25 protein-coding genes are annotated in these 24,798 nt (G+C 66.9%); 13 read left to right on the forward strand and 12 right to left on the reverse strand.

Annotation, left to right across the window (positions count from 1 at the left end):
- The first annotated feature begins 55 nt into the window (after window positions 1–55).
- The 5 genes from B6K69_RS02280 (at window position 56) to rarD (ending at window position 4,318) form a co-directional block, all read left to right on the forward strand.
- Window positions 56–970, forward strand: coding sequence for a DMT family transporter (locus B6K69_RS02280; protein ID WP_108642623.1), 915 nt, complete (start codon window positions 56–58; stop codon window positions 968–970).
- 58 nt (window positions 971–1,028) lie between these two features.
- Window positions 1,029–2,306: a phosphopyruvate hydratase gene (gene eno / locus B6K69_RS02285; protein ID WP_107674871.1), complete on the forward strand. Its 1,278-nt coding sequence runs from the start codon at window positions 1,029–1,031 to the stop codon at window positions 2,304–2,306.
- A 107-nt stretch (window positions 2,307–2,413) separates the two neighbouring features.
- Window positions 2,414–2,950, forward strand: a complete 537-nt coding sequence (locus B6K69_RS02290) for a pseudouridine synthase (RefSeq protein ID WP_108642624.1) — start codon at window positions 2,414–2,416, stop codon at window positions 2,948–2,950.
- Window positions 2,947–3,360: a cupin domain-containing protein gene (locus tag B6K69_RS02295; protein ID WP_108642625.1), complete on the forward strand. Its 414-nt coding sequence runs from the start codon at window positions 2,947–2,949 to the stop codon at window positions 3,358–3,360. The genes B6K69_RS02290 and B6K69_RS02295 overlap by 4 nt, the downstream gene beginning before the upstream one ends.
- Before the next feature lie 64 nt (window positions 3,361–3,424).
- A complete protein-coding gene (rarD, locus tag B6K69_RS02300) occupies window positions 3,425–4,318 on the forward strand; it encodes an EamA family transporter RarD (RefSeq protein WP_108642626.1) in 894 nt (297 codons plus the stop codon).
- Here rarD and B6K69_RS02305 read toward each other — a convergent pair.
- Window positions 4,315–5,289 (reverse strand): DUF808 domain-containing protein, encoded by a 975-nt coding sequence (locus B6K69_RS02305; RefSeq protein WP_108642627.1) that lies wholly within the window; start codon window positions 5,287–5,289, stop codon window positions 4,315–4,317. The genes rarD and B6K69_RS02305 overlap by 4 nt on opposite strands.
- 162 nt (window positions 5,290–5,451) lie before the next feature.
- On the opposite strand from B6K69_RS02305, the gene B6K69_RS02310 reads away from it, so the two are divergent.
- From B6K69_RS02310 to B6K69_RS18100, 3 genes are all read left to right on the forward strand, one after another.
- Window positions 5,452–5,595 carry a glyceraldehyde-3-phosphate dehydrogenase gene (locus B6K69_RS02310; RefSeq protein WP_107674390.1) on the forward strand — a complete coding sequence of 48 codons (144 nt, stop codon included), beginning with the start codon at window positions 5,452–5,454 and terminating at the stop codon, window positions 5,593–5,595.
- Window positions 5,596–5,682: 87 nt separating this feature from the next.
- Window positions 5,683–6,684: a type I glyceraldehyde-3-phosphate dehydrogenase gene (gene gap / locus B6K69_RS02315; protein WP_108644739.1), complete on the forward strand. Its 1,002-nt coding sequence runs from the start codon at window positions 5,683–5,685 to the stop codon at window positions 6,682–6,684.
- Window positions 6,685–6,848: 164 nt separating this feature from the next.
- Entirely contained in the window at window positions 6,849–7,022 is a 174-nt protein-coding gene (locus B6K69_RS18100; RefSeq protein WP_164681840.1) for a hypothetical protein, read from the forward strand.
- Between the two features lie 75 nt (window positions 7,023–7,097).
- On the opposite strand, the gene coaD is transcribed toward B6K69_RS18100, so the two are convergent.
- The 3 genes from coaD to B6K69_RS02335 form a co-directional block, all read right to left on the reverse strand.
- Window positions 7,098–7,589 carry a pantetheine-phosphate adenylyltransferase gene (gene coaD / locus B6K69_RS02325; RefSeq protein WP_108642628.1) on the reverse strand — a complete coding sequence of 164 codons (492 nt, stop codon included), beginning with the start codon at window positions 7,587–7,589 and terminating at the stop codon, window positions 7,098–7,100.
- 99 nt (window positions 7,590–7,688) lie between these two features.
- Window positions 7,689–8,123 carry a CBS domain-containing protein gene (locus tag B6K69_RS02330; protein ID WP_107674387.1) on the reverse strand — a complete coding sequence of 145 codons (435 nt, stop codon included), beginning with the start codon at window positions 8,121–8,123 and terminating at the stop codon, window positions 7,689–7,691.
- A 59-nt stretch (window positions 8,124–8,182) separates the two neighbouring features.
- Window positions 8,183–9,067, reverse strand: coding sequence for a LysR family transcriptional regulator (locus B6K69_RS02335; protein ID WP_108644740.1), 885 nt, complete (start codon window positions 9,065–9,067; stop codon window positions 8,183–8,185).
- A 103-nt stretch (window positions 9,068–9,170) separates the two neighbouring features.
- On the opposite strand from B6K69_RS02335, the gene B6K69_RS02340 reads away from it, so the two are divergent.
- The 3 genes from B6K69_RS02340 to B6K69_RS02350 all read left to right on the forward strand — a co-directional run bounded on the left by B6K69_RS02340 (window position 9,171) and on the right by B6K69_RS02350 (window position 11,720).
- A complete protein-coding gene (locus B6K69_RS02340; RefSeq protein ID WP_108642629.1) occupies window positions 9,171–10,670 on the forward strand; it encodes a CoA-acylating methylmalonate-semialdehyde dehydrogenase in 1,500 nt (499 codons plus the stop codon).
- A 114-nt stretch (window positions 10,671–10,784) separates the two neighbouring features.
- On the forward strand, window positions 10,785–11,426 hold the full coding sequence (locus B6K69_RS02345) for a Crp/Fnr family transcriptional regulator (RefSeq protein ID WP_108642630.1): 642 nt from the start codon (window positions 10,785–10,787) through the stop codon (window positions 11,424–11,426).
- Window positions 11,427–11,510: 84 nt separating this feature from the next.
- Window positions 11,511–11,720 carry a YgaP family membrane protein gene (locus tag B6K69_RS02350; RefSeq protein ID WP_108642631.1) on the forward strand — a complete coding sequence of 70 codons (210 nt, stop codon included), beginning with the start codon at window positions 11,511–11,513 and terminating at the stop codon, window positions 11,718–11,720.
- 2 nt (window positions 11,721–11,722) lie between these two features.
- Here the strand turns inward: B6K69_RS02350 and B6K69_RS02355 are convergent, their stop codons facing one another.
- The 4 genes from B6K69_RS02355 to recA form a co-directional block, all read right to left on the reverse strand.
- Window positions 11,723–12,517 carry a class II glutamine amidotransferase gene (locus tag B6K69_RS02355; protein WP_108642632.1) on the reverse strand — a complete coding sequence of 265 codons (795 nt, stop codon included), beginning with the start codon at window positions 12,515–12,517 and terminating at the stop codon, window positions 11,723–11,725.
- 187 nt (window positions 12,518–12,704) lie between these two features.
- A complete protein-coding gene (locus tag B6K69_RS02360) occupies window positions 12,705–12,995 on the reverse strand; it encodes a DUF1330 domain-containing protein (RefSeq protein ID WP_107674382.1) in 291 nt (96 codons plus the stop codon).
- 4 nt (window positions 12,996–12,999) lie between these two features.
- Window positions 13,000–15,654: an alanine--tRNA ligase gene (alaS, locus tag B6K69_RS02365; protein WP_108642633.1), complete on the reverse strand. Its 2,655-nt coding sequence runs from the start codon at window positions 15,652–15,654 to the stop codon at window positions 13,000–13,002.
- Window positions 15,655–15,812: 158 nt separating this feature from the next.
- Complete coding sequence (recA, locus tag B6K69_RS02370; RefSeq protein WP_107674380.1) at window positions 15,813–16,886, reverse strand: recombinase RecA; 1,074 nt, start codon at window positions 16,884–16,886, stop codon at window positions 15,813–15,815.
- 206 nt (window positions 16,887–17,092) lie between these two features.
- On the opposite strand from recA, the gene B6K69_RS02375 reads away from it, so the two are divergent.
- The gene (locus B6K69_RS02375) at window positions 17,093–17,686 is read left to right on the forward strand and encodes a hypothetical protein (protein WP_108642634.1); all 594 of its coding nucleotides are present in this window, start codon (window positions 17,093–17,095) and stop codon (window positions 17,684–17,686) included.
- A 28-nt stretch (window positions 17,687–17,714) separates the two neighbouring features.
- On the opposite strand, the gene B6K69_RS02380 is transcribed toward B6K69_RS02375, so the two are convergent.
- The 3 genes from B6K69_RS02380 to guaB form a co-directional block, all read right to left on the reverse strand.
- Window positions 17,715–19,967, reverse strand: a complete 2,253-nt coding sequence (locus B6K69_RS02380) for a hybrid sensor histidine kinase/response regulator (RefSeq protein ID WP_228156788.1) — start codon at window positions 19,965–19,967, stop codon at window positions 17,715–17,717.
- A gap of 165 nt (window positions 19,968–20,132) precedes the next feature.
- Complete coding sequence (locus tag B6K69_RS02385) at window positions 20,133–21,284, reverse strand: RsmB/NOP family class I SAM-dependent RNA methyltransferase (protein WP_108642636.1); 1,152 nt, start codon at window positions 21,282–21,284, stop codon at window positions 20,133–20,135.
- 120 nt (window positions 21,285–21,404) lie between these two features.
- Window positions 21,405–22,853 carry an IMP dehydrogenase gene (guaB, locus tag B6K69_RS02390; protein WP_108642637.1) on the reverse strand — a complete coding sequence of 483 codons (1,449 nt, stop codon included), beginning with the start codon at window positions 22,851–22,853 and terminating at the stop codon, window positions 21,405–21,407.
- Window positions 22,854–22,992: 139 nt separating this feature from the next.
- Here guaB and B6K69_RS02395 point away from each other — a divergent pair, with 139 nt between their 5' ends.
- A complete protein-coding gene (locus B6K69_RS02395; protein ID WP_108644741.1) occupies window positions 22,993–23,694 on the forward strand; it encodes a type 1 glutamine amidotransferase in 702 nt (233 codons plus the stop codon).
- Between the two features lie 7 nt (window positions 23,695–23,701).
- Here the strand turns inward: B6K69_RS02395 and B6K69_RS02400 are convergent, their stop codons facing one another.
- Complete coding sequence (locus tag B6K69_RS02400; protein ID WP_108642638.1) at window positions 23,702–24,703, reverse strand: SLAC1 family transporter; 1,002 nt, start codon at window positions 24,701–24,703, stop codon at window positions 23,702–23,704.
- Window positions 24,704–24,798 lie beyond the last annotated feature (95 nt).

Below are 24,798 nucleotides of genomic sequence, written 5' to 3' on the forward strand. Positions count from 1 at the left end.
CCACCATCCCGCGCCGGTGCAGGCCGCGCGCCTGCACCGGAACCGGGAGAGACTGATGACAACGCCGCAAGCGGCCGAAAATTCGCGGGCCGCGGGCCTTATGGTCGGCTCGATGGCATTTTTCGCCGTGGAAGACCTGTTCCTGAAACGCGCCGCCGAAGCCCTGCCCCCGGGCGAGGTGCTCATGCTGACCGGCGCCGCCGGGGCGCTGGTGTTCTGGGCGCTGGCCGCAAGCCGAGGGGAACCCGTCCTCATCCGCGATGCCCTGCGCGGCGTGCCCCTGGTGCGCACCCTGGCCGAGGCGGCGGCGGCCATGCTCTACATCGTCGCGCTGGCGCTGGCGCCGCTGTCGATGACGGCGGCGCTGTTGCAGGCCTCGCCTCTGGTCGTCGTGGCCGGCGCGGCGCTGGTTCTGGGGGAACAGGTCGGCTGGCGGCGCTGGCTGTCGGTGCTGGTGGGGCTGGCCGGCGTTCTGGTGATCCTGGGGCCCTGGCAGGCCGAGTTTGACCCGACCGGCCTGCTGACCGTGGGCTGCGTTCTGGTGCTGGCGGTGCGCGATCTGGCAACGCGGATGATGCCGGCGCGGATCGGCACCTTTCAGGTGGCGGCCTGGGCCTATCTGGGGCTGGTGCCGGCGGGCGGGCTGCTGATGGCGCTGATGGGGCACGGCTTCGTGCCGCCCACCCCCTGGCAATGGGCCGGCCTGGGCGGCGCGCTGATCGCCGGGCTCTTCGGCTATTACGCGGTGGTGGCGGCGATGCGGCTGGGCGAGGTCTCGGTCGTGGCGCCTTACCGCTATACAAGGCTGGTCTTTGCCATCGTGCTGGCGATGGTCGTCTTCGGCGAAAGGCCCAGCCTTTCCATGCTGATCGGCTCGGTCCTGGTCGTGGGATCGGGGATTTACGCCTTCGCCCGCGAACGCGCGCTGGCCAAACGCCGCAGTTCGCTTGAAACGCCGTCTTTTCCTTGAAACGAATGAGGGCTAAAGGGCGGGTGCAAGCATCATCGCGGCCCGAGGGAGCATCCCAATGAGTACCATCATCGACATCCATGCCCGTGAAATTCTGGACAGCCGGGGCAACCCGACCGTCGAGGTGGACGTGATCCTGGAAAGCGGCGCCATGGGCCGCGCGGCGGTGCCCTCGGGCGCCTCGACCGGCGCGCATGAGGCGGTGGAACGCCGCGACGGCGACAAGGCCCGCTACATGGGCAAGGGCGTGCTGGAAGCGGTGGCCGCCGTGAACGGCGAAATCGCCGAGGAACTGGTCGGCTATGACGCCACCGAACAGATCGGCATCGACCGCACCATGATCGAGATGGACGGCACCCCGAACAAGGGCCGTCTGGGCGCCAACGCCATTCTGGGCGTGTCGCTGGCAGTGGCCAAGGCGGCGGCCGAATATTCGTCGCAGCCGCTTTACCGCTATGTCGGCGGCACCTCGGCCCGCGTCCTGCCGGTGCCGATGATGAACATCATCAACGGCGGCGCCCATGCCGACAATCCGATCGACATTCAGGAATTCATGATCATGCCGGTCGGCGCGGACAATATCCGCGATGCCGTCCGCATGGGGTCGGAAGTGTTCCACACCCTCAAGAAGGAACTGTCGGCGGCCGGCCTCTCGACCGGGATCGGCGATGAGGGCGGCTTTGCCCCGAACCTGAAATCGGCACGCGCCGCGCTGGACTTCATCCTGAAGGCCATTGAAAAAGCCGGCTACACCCCCGGCGAAGACATCTTCCTTGCGCTGGATTGCGCCGCGACCGAATACTTCAAGGACGGCGCCTATGTGCTTTCCGGTGAAAAGAAAACCCTGACGCCGACCCAGAACGTCGCCTATCTGGCCAAGCTGGTGGCCGACTATCCGATCCTGTCGATCGAGGACGGCTGCTCGGAAGACGACTGGGAAGGCTGGAAGCTGCTGACCGACAAGCTGGGCGGCAAGGTGCAACTGGTGGGCGACGACCTGTTCGTGACCAACCCCCGCCGTCTGGCGGAAGGCATCTCGCGCGGCGTGGCCAATTCCATGCTGGTCAAGGTCAACCAGATCGGCACCCTGACCGAAACGCTGGAAGCCGTCGAAATGGCCCACCGCGCGCGCTACACCAATGTGATGAGCCACCGTTCGGGCGAAACCGAGGATGCGACCATCGCCGATCTGGCGGTGGCCACCAACTGCGGCCAGATCAAGACCGGCAGCCTTGCGCGCTCGGACCGGCTGGCGAAATACAACCAGTTGATCCGCATCGAGGAAATGCTGGGCGAAACCGCCGAATACGCCGGCCGCAGCATCCTGCGCGGCTAAGGCCGGGCCGATCCGCAGACCAAATCCGGCGGGCGCCTTCGGGCGCCCGTTTTTCATTCGGGCCGGCAAGCCTTTCGCCCTGCCCCCGCTTGGGGTAACGCTGGCGCATGACCCGTATCATCCTGCTGAACAAACCCTATGACATGCTCTGCCAGTTCACCGATGGCGAGGGCCGCGCCACGCTGGCCGATGTGGTGCCGGTGCGCGATGTCTATCCCGCCGGGCGGCTGGACCGTGACAGCGAGGGGCTTCTGGTGCTGACCGACAACGGCCGGCTTCAGGAACGGATCGCCGATCCGAAACACAAGACCGAAAAGACCTATTACGCCCAGGTCGAAGGGGTGCCCGATGCGGCCTCGCTGGCCGGGCTGTCGTCGGGGGTGATGCTCAAGGACGGGCTGACCCTGCCCGCCCGGGCCCGGCTGGTGGATGCGCCGGCCTGGCTCTGGCCGCGCAATCCGCCGATCCGCGTGCGTCAGACCGTGGCCGATTGCTGGCTGGAACTGACCATCCGCGAAGGCCGCAACCGGCAGGTCCGCCGGATGACCGCCGCCGTCGGCCACCCCACGCTGCGGCTGATCCGCTGGCGCGTCGGCGACTGGACGCTGGACGGCCTTGGCCCCGGCGAGTGGCGCGAGGCATGAGCGCCGCGCGGATCATCGAACGGCTGGGGTTGCAGCTCCATCCCGAAGGCGGCTGGTATCGCGAAACCTGGCGCGGACCGCAGGTGGCGGGCCGGGCCAGCGGCACCGCGATCCTGTTCCTGTTGCAGGCGGGCGAGCGCAGCCACTGGCATCGGGTCGATGCCGATGAAATCTGGCTCTGGCACGCCGGCAGCCCGCTGCTGCTGTCAATGGGCGAGACGCGCGCCCACGCGCACCGGCTGGGGCCGGACGTTCTGGCCGGCGAAAGCCCGCAGATCGTGGTGCCCGCCGGGCACTGGCAGGCCGCGGAATCCACCGGCGCCTATACGCTGGTCTCCTGCACCGTCAGCCCCGGCTTCCGCTTCGAAGGCTTCACGCTGGCCCCGCCCGGCTGGGATCTGCCCCGCTGAAACCAAGTGTATCGGACACAAGTTCGCCGTGGCGCGCTGGCCCAGGCTTGGCTAGAGGTGCGGCATGTCAGATAGCCTTCCCCCCCGCAATGAAGACAGCCTGTCGGGCTTTTTCTTCGCCCTCTCGGCCTATGTGCTGTGGGGGTTCCTGCCGCTTTACATGAAGGCCCTTGCGAATGTGCCGCCGATCGAGGTGATCGCCCATCGGGTGATCTGGTCGGTGCCGGTGGCGCTGGGGCTGCTGGTCTGGCTGGGCCGCACGGCCGACCTGCGCACCGCGCTGCGCACGCCCCGGATGCTGGCGATGGGCGTCATCACCGCGGCGCTGATCAGCGTCAACTGGGGCATCTATGTCTGGGCCATCGGCTCGGGTCATGCGCTGGATGCGGCGCTGGGCTATTACATCAACCCGCTCTTCTCGATCCTGCTGGGCTCGGTGCTGCTGGGGGAACGGCTCAAGGGCGTGCAATGGCTGGCCATTGCCTGCACGGCCATCGCCGTGGCCATCCTGACATGGGAAGCCGGTCGCCTGCCGATGGTGGCGCTGGCCCTGACGCTGACCTGGGGCTTCTACGCCTATTTCAAGAAACGCCTGCCCATCGGGCCGAACCAGGGCTTCGCGCTTGAGGTGCTGATCCTGCTGCCCTTCGGCCTGGCCTATGCCGGCTGGCTGCTGGTGGCCGGGGGTGGGCATTTCCTGCAAGGCGTGCCGCGCGATACCTGGCTCCTGCTGGGCTGCGGCATCATCACGGCGGCACCGCTGATGCTTTATGCCAACGGCGCCAAGCGGTTGCGGCTCTCGACCATCGCCATCATGCAATATGTCTCGCCCACGATGATCTTCCTGACGGCTGTCTTCGTGTTCGGCGAACCCTTCAGCCAGACCAAGATGGTGGCCTTCGGCTTCATCTGGGCGGCGCTGGCGATCTATTCCGCAACGGTGCTGCGGCGCGGCTAATGCGCCGCGCCCTGTGATCCGGTCAGCTTCGCCCAGAGCGGGCCGATGACCCGGGTCACCGGCGGAATCAGCGCCAGCCCCAGGATCAGCCCGCAAACGCCATCCAGCGCCGCGGTCACCACCCAGGCCACCACCCCCGGCGCCGCCGGCACCGCATGGGCCGCCGTTTCGGCGATATGGTGGATCGCCTCATAGGGCGCGGGCCACAGATGCGTGACCTCAAGCCCGTGGATCACGATATTGCCGCCCACCCACAGCATCGCCGCCGTGCCCACGGTGGACAGGAAGGCCATGACCTTCGGCATCGCCAGCACCAGCCCCCGGCCAAAGGCCCGCGCGGCGCGGGTGCGGCGGTTGGCGGCCATGTGAAGGCCGATGTCATCCATCTTCACGATCAGCGCCACCGCGCCATAGACCGCAACGGTGATCAGCGTGCCCACGATCGCCAGCGTGATCGCGCGCATGGCGAAGGACGGGCTTTCGATGGTGGCCAGCGCGATGGTCATGATCTCGGCCGACAGGATGAAATCGGTCTTGATCGCCCCGGCCACCTTGGCCTCTTCCAGATGCGCCGGATCGCGGGTGTCGAAATCTTCGGCCACCTCGGCATCGGCATGGGGCGCAAAGGCGTGAACCAGCTTTTCCGCCCCTTCAAAGCACAGATAGGCCCCGCCCATCATCAGAAGCGGCGTGATGGCCTGCGGCAGGAAGTAATCCAGCGCCAGAAGGCCCGGCAGCAGGAAGATCAGCTTGTTCTTCAGCGATCCGGTGGCGATGCGGCGGATGATCGGCAGTTCCCGGTCGGCCGAAAAGCCGTGCACATATTTCGGCGTCACCGCGGCATCGTCGATCACCACGCCCGCGGCCTTGGCCCCGGCCTTGGCCGCCGCCGCCGCCACATCGTCCACCGAGGCCGCCGCCACCTTGGCAATGGCCGCCACATCGTCCAACAGCGCCAGAAGTCCGCTCATCACCCGCTCCGTCCAAGGTAGGGTCGAGATAGCGCAGACGCGGCCCCTTGGCAAAGGCGGCGTCGGCCTGCTCCCGCGCGCTCCCTGCCCCGCCCTTCACCCCCCTGCCGGCATCGACTATGGTTGCCCCGTCAACGCGGATCACGGCCGCAGGGGTGTTTTGTGACGGAAAGACTGGCGCTGTATCTTGTGATCCTTCTTGTCGCCTTCGGGCTGGCCGATCTGGCGCTGACCGGCGGCGCCACGCTGCTGTTTCTGGCGCGCAAGTTCCTTGTCCTGCTGGATCATGTGGTGTTCTGGCGCTAACGGCGCGAGAGACGGTTGCAATCCGGCCGGAAGTGCGGTTCTGAGCAATGGCAGGGCAAATGCCCGCTGGTTTCAGGAGGAATGGACATGGCTGTGAAGGTCGCCATCAACGGTTTCGGCCGCATCGGGCGCAATGTGCTGCGCGCAATCATCGAATCGGGCCGCACCGACATCGAGGTGGTCGCGATCAACGATCTGGGCCCGGTCGAGACCAACGCGCACCTTCTGCGCTTTGATTCGGTCCATGGCCGGTTTCCCGCCACGGTGACCACCGGCGATGACTGGATTGATGTCGGTCGCGGCCGGATGCGGGTAACCGCGCTGCGCAACCCGGCCGAGTTGCCCTGGGGCGACGTGGACATCGTGATGGAATGCACCGGCATCTTCACTTCGAAAGAGAAGTGCCTGCCGCATCTTGAAAACGGCTCGAAGCGGGTGCTGATCTCGGCCCCGGGCGATGGCGCGGACAAGACCATCGTTTACGGCGTGAACCACGACACGCTGACCAAGGACGATCTGGTCGTGTCGAACGCGTCCTGCACCACCAACTGCCTGTCGCCCTTTGCCAAGGTCCTGAATGAGGCCATCGGCATCGAAAAGGGCATGATGACCACGATCCACAGCTACACCGGCGACCAGCCCACGCTGGACACCATGCACAAGGATCTGTATCGAGCCCGCGCTGCGGCGCTGAACATGATCCCCACCTCGACCGGCGCCGCCAAGGCCGTGGGTCTGGTCCTGCCCGACCTGAAGGGCAAGCTGGACGGTTTCGCCATCCGGGTGCCGACGCCCAACGTCAGCGTGGTGGACCTGAAGTTCATCGCCAAGCGCGCCACCACCGTGGAAGAGATCAACGCCGCCATCAAGGCCGCCGCCGACGGGCCGCTGAAGGGCATCCTGGGCTATACCACCGCCAAGAACGTCAGCATGGACTTCAACCACGACCCCCACTCGTCGGTCTTCCACATGGACCAGACCAAGGTGATGGACGGCACGCTGTGCTCGGTCCTGTCGTGGTATGACAATGAATGGGGCTTCTCGAACCGCATGTCCGATACCGCCGTGGCCATGGGCAAGCTGATCTGAGCGGCCGTCACAGGCTGATAACGAAGGGCGCCCCCGGGCGCCCTTTTCCTTTCGCGGCTATGCGCCAGACGCAATGCTGCGCTGCAGCAAGACGCCTTGTTAGCGCTATCCGATTGCCCCATTTAGGGGACATGCGGAAGAAAAAGCAGACGCCGCAGAAAGGAATGACCATGTTGACGATGATTGAAAACCTGAAGGACGCCGCGCGCAAGCGGGCGCTCTATCGCCAGACCCGCGATGAAATCGCCCGGATGCCGCTGGATGTGGCGCTGGATCTGGACATCTACCCCGGCGACGCCGACCGCATCGCCTGGACCGCTGTCTACGGCCGCGGCTGACCGCGAAGATCAAGGCGGAGGCCGCGAACTTCGTCGCGGCGCGATGATCGGGGGCCAGGGGCCCCCTTTTTCGTTTCAGGCGAACTTGCGCTTCAGCGCCGAATGGACCGCCGGCGGAACGAAGCGCGAGACATCGCCGCCCAGCCGGGCGATTTCCTTCACCAGCTTGGACGCAATGGCCTGCCGCCGGGCATCGGCCATCAGGAAGACCGTCTCGACCGTATTGTCGAGGGCGCGGTTCATGCCGACCATCTGGAATTCATATTCGAAATCCGCCACCGCCCGCAGGCCGCGAATGATGATCCCGGCCCCCACATCGCGGGCGCAGTCGATCAGCAGGTTTTCGAACGGATGCACGACAATCTCGCCGCCGGTGCGCGCCACGATCTCGGCACATTCGGCCTGAACCATGGCCACCCGTTCATCCAGGTTGAATAGCGGGCCCTTGTCGCGGTTGATCGCCACCCCGATCACCAGCCGGTCCACCAGTGCCATCGCGCGCTGGATGATGTCGACATGTCCAAGAGTGACCGGATCGAAGGTGCCCGGGTAAAGGCCGATGCGCATGGAAGGCTCTCCGTCTGGTCCCTGCTTCCGCCGGTCACGAGAATATGATTGCGGCGGCTTTCGCAAGGCCAAAACCGCCGCACTGCAGCAGGGCGCGCGTCAGAACCCCTTGATCATGCCCTCCAGCGCATCCTTCTGCGCGTGCAGCTCTTCCAGCCGCGCCTTCACCACGTCCCCGATCGAGATCATCCCGACCATCACGCCCCCCTCGACCACGGGCATATGGCGGAAGCGGCCATCGGTCATCTTCTGCAACACGTCGCGCGCCCGGTCCGTGCTTTCGCAAGAGATCAGCCGCGAGGTCATCACCGCATCCACCTTGTCGCTCAGGCAGGCCGCACCGCGCCTGCCCAGTTCGCGCACGATGTCGCGCTCCGACAGGATGCCAACGGCGTGACGGCCGTCTTCGGACACGATGACCGCCCCGATCTTGCGCTCGGACAAGACCTGCGCCGCCTCGGCCAGGCTGCTGCCCGGCGCGACGGTGATCACCCCGCCCTGCGTCTTGGATCTGAGTATCTGGCTGACAAGCATGGGTGGCCCCCCTTCCCCGTGGTCTTCGGGTCAAGGGTCAGGGCAGCGGGGCCGGCCTGTCAAGCGATGGATTCAAGATACACCATTTCCGCCCGCGCCTCGCGCAGCAGCAGGTCGGCAAACCGGCCCAGGCGCGCGACGCGGGTGTCGTCGGCATGGCGGATCAGCCAGAAGCTGCGGGTCAGGCGGATATGGTCGGGCAGCACGCGCACCAGTTCCGGCGCGGCGGACAGGGCAAAGTCATGCACCACGCCGATCCCTGCCCCGCGCCGCAGAAAGTTCAGTTGCACCGAGACCGAGTTCGACGCCAGCCGCGCCGGGGGCGCACCGATCTCGGCCAGATAGTCCAGTTCCTTGTCGAAGATCATGTCGGGGATGTAGCCGACAAAGGGATGCGCCCGCAGGTCTTGCGGGCCGGTGATCGGATGCGCGGCCAGCCAGTCGCGGCTGCTGGCCAGAGACAGGTGATAGTCCGTCAGCTTCTGCACGGTCAGCCGCCCCGCCTCGGGGCGCGACACGGCGATGGCCATGTCGGCCTCGCGCTTCGACAGGTTGAAGACGCGCGGCAGGGCGACAAGCTGGATTTCAAGCCCGGGGTTGGCATCGCAGATGCGGGCCAGCACCCCCGGCAGCAGATAGTTCGCGCAGCCGTCCGGCGCGCCAAGCCGGATCAGCCCGGTCAGCCCTTCCGGGCCGGACAGGGATTCGCGCGCCGCCAGCGCCGCCCCTTCCGCACGTTCGGCATGGGGAATCAGCCGCGCCCCCGCCTCGGTCAGCGCATAGCCCTGCGGTGACTTCGCGAACAGCGCCGCACCCACGGCATCTTCCAGCCGCGAAATCCGCCGCCCCACCGTCGCCGGGTCGATCTTCAGCCCCCGCCCGGCACCCGACAGGCTTTCGCTGCGCGCCACCGCAAGGAACACCCGCAGATCATCCCAGTCCATCCCGGCCACCATTGCGAAATTGCAAAACCTGTTTGGAACATTGCCGCTTTGTCTGGCGTTTCCGCAATAGTAGAACAGGGCAGACAGATATGGGAGGCTTCCGATGCAGGAAATCGGTCACTGGATCAACGGCAAGCTGGTAAAGGGCACCTCGGGCCGCTTTGCCGAAGTGTTCAACCCCGCCACCGGCGAAGTGCAGGCGAAGGTGGCCCTCGCCTCGGACGCCGAACTGGACCACGCCATTGCCGAGGCAGCCAAGGCCCAGGTGGCCTGGGCCGCCACCAACCCGCAGCGCCGCGCCCGGGTGATGATGGCCTTCGGCGCGCTGATCAACGCCAACATGGACAAGCTGGCCGAACTGGTCAGCCGCGAACATGGCAAGACCCTGCCCGACGCCCGCGGCGACGTGCAGCGCGGGCTTGAGGTGGTCGAGGTCTGCATGGGCGCGCCCGCCATGCTCAAGGGCGAATACATGGACAGCGCCGGCCCCGGCATCGACCTTTACGCCATGCGCCAACCGCTGGGCGTGGTCGCCGGCATCACCCCCTTCAACTTCCCGGCGATGATCCCGCTGTGGAAAATGGCCCCGGCCCTGTCGGCCGGCAATGCCATGATCCTGAAACCCTCGGAACGGGTGCCCTCCACCTCGCTTCTGTTGGCGCAACTGCTGCAAGAGGCCGGCCTTCCCGATGGCGTCCTGCAGGTCGTCAACGGTGACAAGGCGGTGGTCGATGGCCTGCTGGACCATCCGGTCATCCAGGGCATCGGCTTCGTCGGCTCGACCCCGATCGCGCAATACATCTATGGCCGCGCCGCGACCAACGGCAAACGGGCGCAATGCTTCGGCGGTGCCAAGAACCACATGATCATCATGCCCGATGCCGATCTGGACAAGGCGGCGGATGCGCTGGTGGGCGCGGGCTTCGGCGCGGCGGGCGAACGCTGCATGGCGATCTCGGTCGCGGTGCCGGTGGGCGAAAAGACCGCCGATGCGCTGATCGAACGGCTGGTGCCGCGGATCGAGAAGCTGAAGGTCGGCCCCTATACCGCGGGCGAGGATGTCGATTTCGGCCCGGTCATCACCAAGGCGTCGCAAGACCGCATCCTTGGCCTGATCAACAGCGGCGTGGACCAGGGCGCGAAGTTGGTGGTCGATGGCCGCGGCTTCAAGCTGCAAGGCTATGAAAACGGCTTCTTCGTCGGCCCGTCGCTGTTCGACAACGTCACGGCTGACATGGAGATCTACAAGCAGGAAATCTTCGGCCCGGTGCTGACCCAGGTCCGCGCCAAGACCTATGACGACGCGCTGAAGCTGGTGATGGACAACGAATACGGCAACGGCACCGCGATCTTCACCGCCGATGGCGACACGGCCCGCGATTTCGCCTCGCGCGTCAACGTGGGCATGGTCGGGATCAACTTCCCCATCCCGGTGCCGCTGTCCTATTTCAGCTTCGGCGGCTGGAAACGGTCGGCCTTCGGCGACCTGAACCAGTATGGCCCCGATGCCTTCCGGTTCTACACCAAGACCAAGACCGTCACCGCGCGCTGGTTCAGCGGCATCAAGGAAGGCGCCAGCCTGAACTTCAAGGCGCTGGACTGATCCGGTCCCGACCGCGTTTCGCAAGGGGGCGGCCCGCCGGGCCGCCCCCTGTCATTTCGGCGCAGGGCGGCGCTTTGCGGTTGCCATCGCGGCCCGTCTGCCCACACTGGGCGCATGAGCTGGGTTTCGGACATCGGGGCGCTGTCGGCGCCAGCACAGCGCGAGCTGGCACATCTGCATGAAATGCCGCTGCCGAAAGGCGCGGTGCTGTTCCGCCCCGGCGACCGGCCGCAGGGCTTTCTGATCCTGCTGTCGGGCCGGGTCGAGGTGTTCCTGACCGGCGCCAGCGGGCGCGAGATCCTGCTTTACGCGGTCGACCCAGGCCAAAGCTGCGTGCAAACCACGCTGGGCCTGACCGGGGGCGAAGATTACAGCGGCGAGGCGCTGGTGGCCGAGGACAGCCGCGCGGTGATGATCCCGGCCGCGCTGTTCGAACGGCTGATGGATCAGGAACCCGGCTTCCGCCGCTTTGTCCTGCGCGCCTTCGGCCGCCGCATGGCCGATGTGACGCATCTGCTGGAACGGGTAGCCTTCGGCCGGATCGAGGCGCGGCTGGCGGCAGCACTTCTGGAACTGGCGCAGGGCAATGTGGTGGCGGCCACGCAGGCGGAACTGGCCGCCCGCATCGGATCGGCGCGCGAGGTGGTCTCGCGGCGGCTTGAAGCATTCCAGCGTCAGGGCTGGGTGGAAACCGACCGCGGGCAGGTCCGGCTGACCGATGCCCCGGCCCTGCGCGGCGTTGCGGCGGCTGTGTGACCTGATCACAGACCGCGCCTGCTCCGCCTGTTACCCTTGTGTCAGGCCGGGGTTTTGCCCGGCACCCGGACAAGGACACGCAACATGCTGAAAAACAATGTCGGCGGCATCGACAAGATTCTGCGCATCATGCTGGGCGCCGCCCTGCTGCTCTGGTTCTTCGTCGATAACGGAAGCGGCGTCTGGCACTATGCCAAACTCATCGGCATCGTGCCGCTGCTGACCGGCCTTCTGGGCACCTGCCCGCTTTACAGCATCGTCGGGATTTCGACCTGCCCGATGAACCGCTCCTGATCTCAGGCGGCGACGGCCAGACGGCAGGGACGGAACTCCTCGACCTGCACGCTGGCCCCGTCGAAGGTGCAGAACGAGGCGGCGGGCACCTCTGTCCAGCCGCCTTCGCCGCTTTCCAGCGGTTCGGAAACCACGGCCATGCCGCCGCGGGTGTCGGACCAGCGGTAATACAGCGACGGCGCCAGATCGTCGGTCGCATAGCGCACGGCATAAAGCTGCTGGCCATCCGACAGCGCGGCGGTCATCCGCAGATGCGGCGCGGCCCCCTTGGCGCGGGCCAGCGTGATCAGCCGCGCGGCGGCCCGTTCCAGCGCCCCGCGCGGATCATCGTCCAGCCCTTCGGCCACCGCGATCAGGAACAGCGCCTCGCTGTCGGTGGCGCCCTTGCGGTGGCGATACAGATCCTCGGGGATCAGCATGTCGGAATCGCGGCGGATGGCGTCATAACCGCCCACCTGCCCGTTGTGCATGAACGACCAGCGGCCATGCACGAAGGGATGACAGTTGTTGCGGCTGGTGGCCGATCCGGTCGAGGCGCGGACATGCGCCAGAAACAGCCCCGATTTCACCTGCGCGGTCAGGCTGCGCAGGTTCGGGTCGCTCCAGGCCGGCATCACGTCGCGGTAAAGGCCGGGCTCGGGCCGTTCGCCATACCAGGCCACCCCGAACCCGTCGGCGTTGATCGCCGTGTGGCATTGCGTGGCGCAATGCGACTGGTGGATCAGGCTGTGCCCCGGCCGGGACACGATATCTTCCAGAAAGATCGGCTTGCCCGAATAGGCCGCCCAACGACACATGTTCAACACCCTTCCGCCCGGACCCGACGGCGCGGCCCTTTGGCGGGCCTTGTCGCGTGCCGGGGTCTTACCTCATGACGGAACAGTAACAGAGTCCGCGCCGTCCGTTAAGCAACGGAATTCCGGGCTTGCACACAAATTGCCGCGATTTCCCGCCGAACGGCGAAACTTTCGGCAATAATTCGTGTCAATCGGCGGCTTCCACCACCACCAGGTCGCGGACGGCCGCCCCTTTGGCATGTTCCAGCGCGGCCTGATAGGCGGGCGAGTTGTAGCACTCAACCGCCGCCTCAAGGCTGGGAAACCGCGCCACCACATTGCGGCTGCGGTCGTTCCCTTCAAGCTGCACATAGCGCCCGCCCCGGGCCAGGAACACGCCGCCATGCGCGGCAATCGCCTCGGTCGCGCCCTTGGCATAGCGGCCATAGGCCTCGGCGTCGGTCACGTGGACATGGGCAATCCAGAATGCGGTCGGCATCGGCTTACCCTCCGATCACGGCTTCGGCGGCGGCGATGGCGGCATCGGCCAGGGCAATGTCAGCCCCGCCCGCCTGCGCCATATCAGGACGGCCCCCGCCACCCTTGCCCCCCAACGCCTCGGCCGCCGCCTTGACCAGCGTCACGGCGGACAGCCGGCCGGTCAGATCGGCGGTGACGCCGGCCGCAACCGCCGGCTTCGCGCCGGTATCGGCGATCAGAAGAACCGCACCGCTGCCGATGCGCGCCTTCATCTCATCCACCAGCGCGGGCAGATCCTTGCCGGAAACCCCTTGAAGAACCTGCGCGATCAGCTTGATTCCGTTAACTTCCTTGACCTCAGGCCCGCCAGAGCTGCCGCCCATCGCCAGATCGCGGCGCAGTTGCGCCACTTCGTTCTGCAGCGCGCGGCGTTCGTCGAACAGCGCCTTGACGCGATCAACCACCTCGGTCGCCGGGGCCTTCAGCACGGCGGCAATCTCGGCCAGCCGGGCATCCTGCGCGCGCAGATGCGCCAGCGCGGCCTCGCCCGTCAGCGCCTCGACCCGGCGCACGCCGGCGGACGACGCGCTGTCGCCCAGCAGAACGAAGGCGCCAATGTCGCCCGTGCGCGCCACATGCGTGCCGCCGCACAGTTCCAGGCTGTAGGTGCGGCCCTCGGCCCCCTTGCCCGACCCGTCCAGCAGGCCCATCGACACGACGCGCACCTCGTCGCCGTATTTTTCGCCGAACAGCGCCTGCGCTCCGATGGCGCGGGCATCGTCGGGCGTCATGATGCGCGTCTCGACCGGGGCGTTCTGCCGGACAAAGGCGTTCACCTCGGCCTCGACCTGCGCCTGTTCCGCCGCCGTCAGCGCATGGCTGTGCGAAAAGTCGAACCGCAGACGGTCCGGCGCGTTCAGACTGCCCTTCTGCGCCACATGGTCACCAAGCGCGCGGCGCAGCGCCTCGTGCAGCAGGTGGGTGGCCGAATGGTTGGCCCGAATGGCGCTGCGGCGGCCATGGCCCACCTCCAGCTTGGCGGGCTGGCCCTTGGCAACGCTGCCTTCGGTCACGCGGCCGATGTGGATGAACACCCCCGCGGCCTTTTTCGTGTCAGTCACCTCGATCATGCCGGTGTCGGTGCGGATCAGGCCGGTGTCGCCCACCTGCCCGCCGGATTCGGCATAGAACGGCGTCTGGTTGACCACGACCTGCACCGCCTCGCCCGTGGCGGCGCTGCCGATTTCGGCCCCGTCGCGCACCAGCGCCAGCACCACACCTTCGGCGGTTTCGGTCTCATAGCCCAGGAATTCGGTCGTGCCGCGGTCCTCGGCCAGTTCGAACCAGATCTTGGCATCCTTGGCCTCGCCCGAACCGGACCAGGCGGCGCGCGCCTTGGCCTTCTGTTCGGCCATGGCGGCATCGAAGCCCGCCACATCCACCGCCCGGCCCTGTTCACGCAGCGCATCCTGCGTCAGGTCCAGCGGGAAGCCATAGGTGTCATACAGCTTGAACGCCGCCCCACCCGGCAGATCGGCGCCCTCGGGCAGCCGGGACAGTTCATCGTCCAGAAGCCGCAGCCCGCGGTCCAGCGTCTGCTTGAACTTGGTCTCTTCCAGCTTCAGCGTTTCCTCGATAAGCGCCTGCGCCCGGCTCAGCTCCGGGTAGGCCGCGCCCATCTGGCGCACCAGCGCCGGCACCAGCTTGAACATCACCGGGTCTTGCGCGCCCAGCATATGCGCATGACGCATGGCGCGGCGCATGATGCGGCGCAGCACATAGCCGCGCCCTTCGTTCGACGGCATCACGCCATCGGCAATCAGGAAGCTGGTTGACCGCAGGTGGTCGGCAATCACCCGGTGGCTGGTCTTGCCGGGGCCGTCCGGGTCGCTGCTGGTGGCATTGGCGCTGGCCTCGATCAGGCTGCGCATCAGGTCGGTGTCGTAATTGTCGTGCTTGCCCTGCAACAGCGCGCCGATCCGCTCCAGCCCCATGCCGGTGTCGATCGACTTCGCGTCCAGCTCGCGGCGGCTGCCGTCCTCGAACTGTTCGTATTGCATGAAGACGTTGTTCCAGATCTCGATGAAACGGTCGCCGTCCTCTTCCGCGCTGCCGGGCGGGCCGCCCCAGATATGGGGGCCGTGGTCGTAAAAGATTTCCGTGCAGGGGCCGCAGGGGCCGGTCGGGCCCATCATCCAGAAATTGTCGCTCGTGGCGATGCGGATGATCTTGTCATCCGACAGGCCGGCCATCTTTTTCCACAGGTTCGCCGCCTCTTCATCGGTGTGATAGACGGTGACCAGCAGGCGCTTGGGGTCCAGGCCAAAACCCTTGGTCAGCAGTTCCCAGGCCAGCGGGATGGCGGTTTCCTTGAAATAGTCGCCAAAGGAAAAGTTCCCCAGCATTTCAAAGAACGTATGGTGCCGCGCCGTATAGCCGACATTGTCCAGGTCATTGTGCTTGCCGCCGGCCCGCACGCATTTCTGCGCGGTGGTGGCGCGCTTGTAATCGCGGTGCTCGGTCCCGGTGAACAGGTTCTTGAACTGCACCATGCCGCTGTTGGTGAACATCAGCGTCGGGTCGTTCCGCGGCACCAGCGGAGAGCTGTCCACGACCCGGTGGCCGTTCTTTTCGAAAAAGTCGAGATAGGTGGAACGGATGTCGTTCAGCGACGCCATGGGCCGGGCCTTTCAGGGTGTTTCCTGCATTGGCCCCCATGTAGCGGCGGCAGGCTTCCCTGTCCACGGGGGATGCGCCGGGCCGCGACCGGCCGCACCATGAAAAAGGGCCGGAGGTTGCCCCTCCGGCCCCTGACCTCTGGTCGCCTTGCAGACGGTCACGCCTCGACGGCATCCCCGTCCTCGGGGCCGTCGACAAGGGTGAAATCCAGCCCGTTCGCGGCGCGGATCTTGTCCTCGATCTCGGCCGCCATGGCGGGGTTGGCCCGCAGGAAGGTCTTGGCATTCTCGCGGCCCTGACCGATGCGCTCATCCTTGAAGGAATACCAGGCGCCCGACTTTTCCACGACCCCGGCCTTGACGCCGATGTCGACCAGCTCGCCCATCTTCGAGATGCCTTCGCCATACATGATGTCGAATTCCACCTGCTTGAACGGCGGGGCCACCTTGTTCTTCACCACCTTGACGCGGGTGGTGTTGCCGACCACCTCTTCACGGTCCTTGATGGCGCCGATGCGACGGATGTCCAGCCGCACGCTGGCGTAGAACTTCAGCGCATTGCCGCCGGTGGTGGTTTCGGGGCTGCCGAACATCACGCCAATCTTCATGCGGATCTGGTTGATGAAGATCACCATGCAGTTGGTGCGGCCGATGCTGGCGGTCAGCTTGCGCATCGCCTGGCTCATCAGCCGGGCCTGGGCGCCCACCGTGGCGTCGCCCATGTCGCCTTCCAGTTCCGCCTTGGGCGTCAGCGCGGCGACCGAGTCGACCACGATCAGGCTGACCGCGCCGCTGCGCACCAGCGTATCCACGATCTCCAGCGCCTGTTCGCCGGTGTCGGGCTGGCTGATCAGCAGTTCGTCCAGGTTGACGCCCAGCTTCTTGGCATATTGCGGGTCCAGCGCGTGTTCGGCATCGACAAAGGCGCAGACGCCGCCCTTCTTCTGTTCCTCGGCCACCACATGCAGGGTCAGCGTGGTCTTGCCGCTGCTTTCCGGGCCGTAGATTTCCACGATCCGGCCTTTCGGCAGGCCGCCGATCCCCAGGGCAATGTCCAGGCCCAGGCTGCCGGTCGAGGTGGCTTCGATGTCCATCGCCGGGCTGTTGGTGCCAAGGCGCATGATCGAGCCCTTGCCGAACTGCCGTTCGATCTGTTGCAGCGCGCTTTCCAGCGCCTTCTGCTTGTCCATGTCCCGTTTGCTCCCAAGGTCGAATAGATTGGCCGCCGACATTCTTGTCTCCCTTATTCCATAGCCACCCCGGGGCGGCAATCCCGACACATGTTCCCAAAGTGTTCCCGTTCTTATGGGATCAAAACAGGAACATTTCAACCAAATTCTCGCGAATCCAGCTTTTGCCCGTTTTCGTTAAAGGATAGTTTACGCCGCGCACGCAAACCGGGGTCCGGGGCGCCCATGGGAAGAAAAAAGGGGTTGGAATGCTGGTATTCTGGGAACAGCGGCTGGTCTTTCTGGCCACGCCGAAAACCGGGTCCACGGCCATTGCCTCCGCGCTCGAATCGCTGGCCTCGGTGTCGATCCAGCGGCCGCCCGTGCTGAAACACACCACCGTGCACCGCTTCCGCCGGTTCTTCGGCCCCTATCTGGAAGCCGCCTCCAAGGCCGACTGGACCGTCGTCGCCATGATGCGCGAACCGCGGGACTGGCTGTCGTCCTGGTATCGCTTCCGCAGCCGGCCCGACCAGACCGATCCGGCGAAAAGCACCGCCGGGATGAGTTTCGATGACTTCGTGCGCGGCTGGTGCAGCACCCCGCGCCCCGCCTTTGCCGATGTCGGCTCGCAGGCGCGGTTCCTGAAGCCGCGCCAGGGCGAAGGGGTCAGCCGGCTGTTCCGCTATGAAGACATCGACAGTTTCGTGCATTTTCTTGAAGACCGGCTGGGATGCGAAATCATCCTGCCGCGGCTGAACGTCTCGCCCTCCCGCGCGACAGAGCTTTCGTCCGAGACCGAGGCCCTGCTGCATGAGGTGGCGGCCGATGACTTCGCGCTTTACGCCAGCCTGACGCCCTGACTTCCGTTTCCACCGGGCCGCCTCCCGGTCAGGCGATCTGGTTCTGCACCGTGGTGGTCAGGTCGGTCAGGGAAAACGGCTTTGGCAGGAAGACCGAATTCGGGATGCGGGCCTGATCTTCACTCAGGCAATCCTCGGCATAGCCCGAGACAAAGACCACCTTCACCCCCGGCCGGTCCTCCAGCGCGCGCCGCACCCAGGTCGGCCCGTCCAGCCCCGGCATCACCACATCGGTAACGAAGACATCCACATCGACCGCGGGGTCTTCCAGCGTTTTCAGCGCGTCCTCGGCGTTTTCCGCCTCCAGCACGGTATAGCCGCGCAGCCGCAGGGCGCGGCTGGCGAAGGCGCGCACCGGCGCCTCATCCTCAACCAGCAGAACCACACCGGCATCCTTGCGCAGTGTCAGACGCGGCGGCGTTTCGGCGGGGGGCGCGGGCGCGGTGTCATGGTCACCCCCGGCCAGGTCATGCACCGGGAACAGCAGATCGAACCGCGTGCCCTGCCCGGGTTCGGACTGCACGAAGACATAGCCGCCCGATTGCTTGACGATGCCATAGACGGTGGACAGGCCAAGCCCCGTCCCCTCGCCCACCCGCTTGGTGGTGAAGAAGGGTTCAAAGATCTTGTCGATCTTGTCGGGCGCGATGCCGCAGCCTGTATCGCTGACCCGGATCACCGAATATTCGCCCGCCGGCACCGTGGCCTTGTCGCGCAGCAAGGGTTCGGTCAGCGCCAGCGCCTCGGTCTCGATGCGGATCGTGCCGCCATCGGGCATGGCATCGCGGGCGTTGACCACCAGGTTCATCAGCACCTGTTCCAGCCGTCGCCGGTCGGCGCGGATCGGCCCCAGCAGCGGATCATGCGAAAACCGCAGCAGGATCTTTTCCCCCAGTAACCGCTTCAGCAGATGGGTCAGGTCGGCCAGCAGATCCTGCAGGTCCAGCCGTTCGGGTTTCAGCGTCTGCTTGCGGGAAAAGGCCAGCAACTGGCTGACCAGCGCCGCAGCGCGGTTGGCGTTCTGCCGAATCTGTTCAAGGTCGGCGAAATCGCCGTCCTCGCGGTCATGCCGCAACAGCAACAGGTCGCAATGGCCCGAAATCGCCGTCAGCAGATTGTTGAAATCATGCGCGATCCCGCCCGCAAGCTGGCCGATCGCCTGCATCTTCTGGCTCTGGTTGAACTGCGCCTCCAGCTTCTTCAGCGCGGTGGCATCCGACAGGATCGCCAGCGCCCCGCTGCGGCCCTGTTCGACGATGCGGCGCAACTGCACCTGGGCAAAGGCCTCGTCCCCGGCGCGGCGCAGGCGCAGCACCTCGGCCCCCGCGGGCAGGCGTTCCGCGATCACGTCCAGCAGCCAGTCGTTCACCGGGCGGCCCAGGTCTTCGAACAGATCGTGGAAGGACAGGCCGGTCAGCGGGCCGCCGCCCAGCAGATCGCGCGCAGCGCGGTTGGCGGTGCGCAACGCCCCGTCCGGGCCAAAGGTCATCAGCGCCACCGGCACCGATTCGAAATCGGCGCTGACGGTTTCGGCCGTTCGCGCCGGGGCGGGCACCAGAAAGATCTCGCGCCGGTCGCCCACCCCCTCAACCTCGGCCACGATGGCGCGGATCTGGCCGTCGGGGGTGTGAACCGTCACCTCTTCCCCGGTCTGGAACCGGGAGTGCAGGAAGATGCGGTCCAGCCGCTTGGGGCGTTCGCCCAGCAGCCGCCGCATCGCCTCGTTCGAGAACAACACCACGCCGTTGCGATTGGCCACCACCATCGGCAGGCTCAACCCCTCGGCCCCGCGGCCGGCGGGGGTGCGGTCCTGGAATTCCTCAAGCCGCCAAAGGAATCGGCCCTCGCCCAACCTGTGCACCGACAGCCGCAGATGGCCGCGCCGGGTCACCACGTCTTCCCGCGCCGCGCCGGTGTTGGCGGCCCGGGTCTGCAGGCGGAACAGCACGGCCGAGGGCGAGGCGAACTGTTCATGCAGCACGCCCACCAGCGTGGGGGCGGTGTTTTCGCCAAAACGGGCGATGGCGGCCGCATTGCGGAACAGGATCTGGCCCAGATCATCGGTCGAGAAACAGGGCGCGGCATCACCGCCGACCAGCATCGTCAACTGCCCGGCCAGCCGCCCGGCGGCCCGCCGGCCCCGGCGCATCACCCCGCCAAGGCCCGCCGCAACCAGCAGAACCGCCAGCCCGCCGGTCGTCAGCCCCAGCCGGACCGGCCCGGTCGGGGCCGCAGCCGCCAGCGCCAGGCACAGCGCGGCCAGCGCAACCAGCCAGGGCAAACCCCGCTGCAACCCCTGCGGCGTAACCAAGGCGGCCCTGATGTCGCTGTCCGGCCTGAGCAAGTGGCCCTCCGCTGCGGAAATCCCCACCCCTTCCCTAAGCGCACAACCGTTAACCGCGACTTAACCGCAGCCGAAATGCAACCTCAAGTTGTAATTTGAGGTTCAGGCCCGCGTCAGCAGCGCCAGAAAGAAACCGTCACCGCCCTGCAACGGTGAAAAACGGTGCTGCCCGGTGCAGGTCCAGCCGGCATTGCGGGCAAGGAAGGCCGTGACCTGATCCTCGTTCTCGTCGCATAGGAAGGAACAGGTTGCATAGGCAAGCGTGCCGGCGGGGGCCACCATCGCGGCGCAGCGGTCCAGAATCTGCCCCTGCAAGGCCACCAGCTCCACCAGACGCTCCGGCGTCAGCGCCCATTTTCCCTCGGGGTCGCGGCGCCAGCTTCCGCTGCCGGAACAGGGCGCATCGGCCAGCACCAGATCATAGGGCGCGGTCGCTCCGGGCCGCTCGGTCAGCGTGACAGCAACGCCGGCGCGTGCCGCGCGCGGCGGCAGGTCTGCCATGCGGCGGGGGGCGGCGTCATGCGCCCAAAGCCGCAGCCGCGCCCGCGCCGCCATGGCCAGGGTCTTGCCGCCGCCACCGGCGCAATGGTCCAGCACGCGCATCCCGTCGACCAGCGGCAGCGCCTCGACAACCGCCTGGGACGAGGCGTCCTGCAATTCGACCACCCCTTCGGAATAGGCCGGCGAGGACTGCACCTTGCGCGCGCCCTCCGTCACCTCCAGCGCGAAGGCGGCCAGCGGATGCGGACGGGTGGCAATGCCTTCGGCCAGCAGGCGCGACCGGGCAGCGTCGCGCGTGCTGCGGCCCGCGTTGACCCGCAGCACCACCGGCGCGCGTTGACGCATCGCCTGCATCACCGGGGCGTAGTCGTCGCCAAGCGCGCGCCGCAGCGCAGGCGCCAGCCAGTCGGGCACATCCAGCGCCTCATCGCCCTCGGGCACCCGGCCCGCCTCATCGGCGGCGGGGGGTGCGGACGCGTATGCACCTTCGCCATACCATTGCTGCATGTCCTGACCCATGGAACGCATCGCGCCCAGAATCAGGCCGCGTCCCGTCAGCCCGCCGCCAAGCGCGGCAAAGGACCGGCGGCAGCGCAGCGCCTCGAACACCAGATCGCGCACCGCGTTGCGGTCGCCCGACCCGGCATAGCGGGCCCCCCGCCCCCAGGCGGTCAGCGCCTTTTCGGCAGGCTCGCCGGCCAGAACCCGGTCAAGCACCGCCATGGCCGCAGCCGCGCGGGCCGCCGGCTGCATCAGCGCCGCCCGGCCCGGCGGGTGCCGGTTGCAAGGGTCATTCCGCCCATCCTCATTGCCCTTCTGATGCCCGCATCCGCCAGATTTCTCAGGCGAACCGGCCCCTGGCGCGGCCTGCTCTCAGCCGACGCGGTAGTTCGGGCTTTCGCGGGTGATCTGCACGTCATGGACATGGCTTTCCTTCAGCCCGGCCCCGGTGATCCGCACGAACTGGCAGTTCGACCGCATCTCGGCGATGCTGCGGCAGCCGGTATAGCCCATGGCGGCGCGCAGGCCGCCGACCATCTGGTGCAGCACCGCCGTCACGCTGCCCTTGTAGGGCACCTGCCCCTCGATCCCTTCGGGCACCAGCTTGTCGCTGCTGGCTTCCTTCTGGAAGTAACGGTCCGCGCTGCCCCGCGCCATGGCCCCGATGGACCCCATGCCACGATAGGCCTTGAAGCTGCGGCCCTGCCACAGGATCACCTCGCCGGGCGATTCATCGGTGCCGGCAATCGCGCTGCCGACCATGGCGCAAGAGGCCCCGGCGGCAATGGCCTTGGCGAAATCGCCGGAATACTTGATGCCGCCATCCGCGATGACCGGAATATCCCCCGCAGCCCGCGAAGCATCCATGATCGCGGTCAGTTGCGGCACACCCACGCCCGCCACGATCCGGGTGGTGCAGATCGAGCCCGGCCCGATGCCGACCTTGACCGCATCCGCCCCGGCGCCGATCAGCGCACGGGTCGCCTCGCCGGTGGCGACGTTGCCGGCCACCACCTGCACGGTGTTCGACAGCTTCTTGATCCGCTCCACCGCCCGCGCCACGCCTTCCGAATGGCCATGCGCGGTGTCGATCACCACCATGTCCACCCCGGCCTCGATCAGCGCCTGGCTGCGGTCATAGCCCGCATCGCCCACTGTCGAGGCGGCGGCGACGCGCAGGCGGCCCATCTCGTCCTTGCAGGCATGGGGGTTGAGAACGGATTTCTCGGTGTCCTTCAGCGTCAGCAGCCCGGTCAGCTTGCCCGCGCCATCGGTCACCAGCAGCTTCTCGATCCGCCGCGCCTTCATCAGGCTGATCGCCTGCGTCCGGTCCACGGGTTCGCGCAGCAGGGCAAGGTTTTCGCTGGTCATCATCACGCTGACCGGCGTCCGGTCATCGCTGGCAAAGCGCATGTCGCGGTTGGTGACGATGCCCAGAACCCGGCCCTCGGCATCCACCACCGGGAAGCCGGTGATGTTGTAGCGCTCCATCAGTTCCTTGGCATCGGCCAGCGTCTGATCGGGGCGCAGCGTGATCGGCGCATAGACCACGCCAGATTCGAACCGCTTGACCCGCCGCACCTCGCGCGCCTGGGTTTCGGTGTCCAGATTGCGGTGGATCACCCCGATACCGCCGGCCTGGGCCATGGCAATTGCCATGCGCCCCTCGGTCACGGTGTCCATCGCGCTGGACAGCAGCGGGATGTTCATTCGGATGGATCTGGTGACAAAGGTCGATGTATCGGCATCCGCCGGCAGCACGGAAGAGGCGGCCGGAACCAGCAGAACATCATCGAAAGCGAGGGCCTCTCGAATCTCCATCGGGGTCTCCTTGGGGATATTCGTTTGGCGGTTCCCTGTTTCACGGGCTTGACGCGGGCGCAAGCGAAAACCCGCATCTTGCGCTTGAAAGCCGGGCCGCCCCATGCAGATTGTGCCGGGCTGCCAAAGGAAAAGCCGGATGCGCGTTGCCATTGTCGAAAATACCAGGATCACCCATCACGGTCAGGTCGGGGTGGCGCTGCATGAACAGGCGGCGAAGATCGACCTTTACAAACCGTGGTCGGGCCAGCCCCTGCCCGAAGGCCTCGATGCCGATGCGCTGGTGGTGTTCGGCGGCGAACAATCCGCGCTGGATGACCACACTCACCCCTATCTGCCCGCATTGGCGCGGCTGATGGCGGCCTTTACGGCATCGGATCGCCCGGTGCTGGGCATCTGCCTTGGCAGTCAGGTTCTGGCCCGGGCCATGGGCGCGCAGAACATTCTGGGCGCCGCCCCCGAATTCGGCTGGTGCGACGTGGCCCTGACCGAAACCGGCCTTTCAGACCCGGTGCTGGGCGCCCTGCCCCGCAGCTTTCCGATCTTCCAGTGGCATTCCGACACGTTCAGCCTGCCGGCGGGCGCGGTGCATCTGGCAGGCTCTGCCGCCGCGCCGAACCAGTGCTTCCGCATCGGCCGCGCCACCTATGGGATGCAGTTCCATTTCGAAGCCAGCCGCGCCGTGGTGGCCGACTGGACCCGCGAATTTCCCGATCTGGTCGAAGGCCAGCACCCGGGCTGGCACGCGGCACACCCGGCGCTGGCCGAAACCCGTGGCCGGGCCGCGGACGATCACGGGCTGGCCATCGCGCGCGCCTGGGTCGGGCTGATCGGCGGCTGACGCCGGCTCAGGCCTCGGCCGCGTTTGTCCTGGCCGCCAGCCGGCCACCGGGCCACAGCTTCAGCACATTCCAGGCGATCAGCGGAATCGCCACCAGCCCCAGCCCCAGCAGGGCAAGCCCGGCCCAGGCCCAGACCCCGCCCAGCCGAAGCAGCGCGGCGGAGAAAGCCGCCAGCGGAAAGGTCATCGCCCCCCAGAGCGGCGAGAAGCCGGTTTCCGTGATCCAGCGGAACGACGCAGCCAGCACAAGGAAGATGCCGATGCCAATGACGGCGAAGATCACCGCCAGCGTCATGTGGCCGGTCAGCAGGGCAACCGAGGTGAACAGGCTGGCCGGCGCAAGGTGAATGACCAGCAAGGGACGCAGCGCGGCGGGCGGCACCCGCTTCAGCGCCTGCATCACGCTCAGCCCCCAGATCACCGCCGCCACCGGCACGGTGGCCCAAAGCAGCCCGCGCGCCATGCCGGGCTGATCCAGCAAGGCCGCCGCCACGCCACCGACGATGAAACCGACAAAGGTCAGGTGCCAGGTCGGGTTGACCTCACGCCCCTCGGGCGGCAACCCCGACAGAACGCGCGCGACCAGCAGCGCCAGCACCGCGTGCAGCGCCAGCGCCACGACCAGCAGCGCCAGCGCAAGGCGCGGGGCATAGGGCGCGATCAGCGCCGCCGCCGCCATGCCGCCCATGGTCGCCGCCGACAGGCCTGCCCGCGACGGCATCACCTTGAGATCATCGAAGATGACGCCCGGCCGCCGGGCCAGCTTGGCGCCATAGGCCACCACGCCCACGGCCCAAAGCGGCACCACCAGACCGGCCGCCAGATCCCCGATCCCCGGCGGCAGCCCCAGATGCGCCAGCCCGACCCGCAGCGCCAGCACCAGCCCCAGCAACCCCAGCAGGACCGGAAAGATCGCGGGCGGCGTATTGGCAAAGGCAGGCACCTTGCGCGGTGGAAACTCGGGCGGCGGATACATCCTTGGCTTGAAGCCTGCGGGATCGCGGACCATTCAAGAACACTCCTTCGGTGGCATGGCCCGAGGTTTCGCAGGAATTCGCGGGATTATCCAGCACTGGCATCCGTCTGCGGCGGGCCGCCGCGTAA

It is taken from the genome of Pseudogemmobacter blasticus (assembly GCF_003071405.1).
Taxonomy (GTDB): Bacteria; Pseudomonadota; Alphaproteobacteria; order Rhodobacterales; family Rhodobacteraceae; genus Pseudogemmobacter; species Pseudogemmobacter blasticus.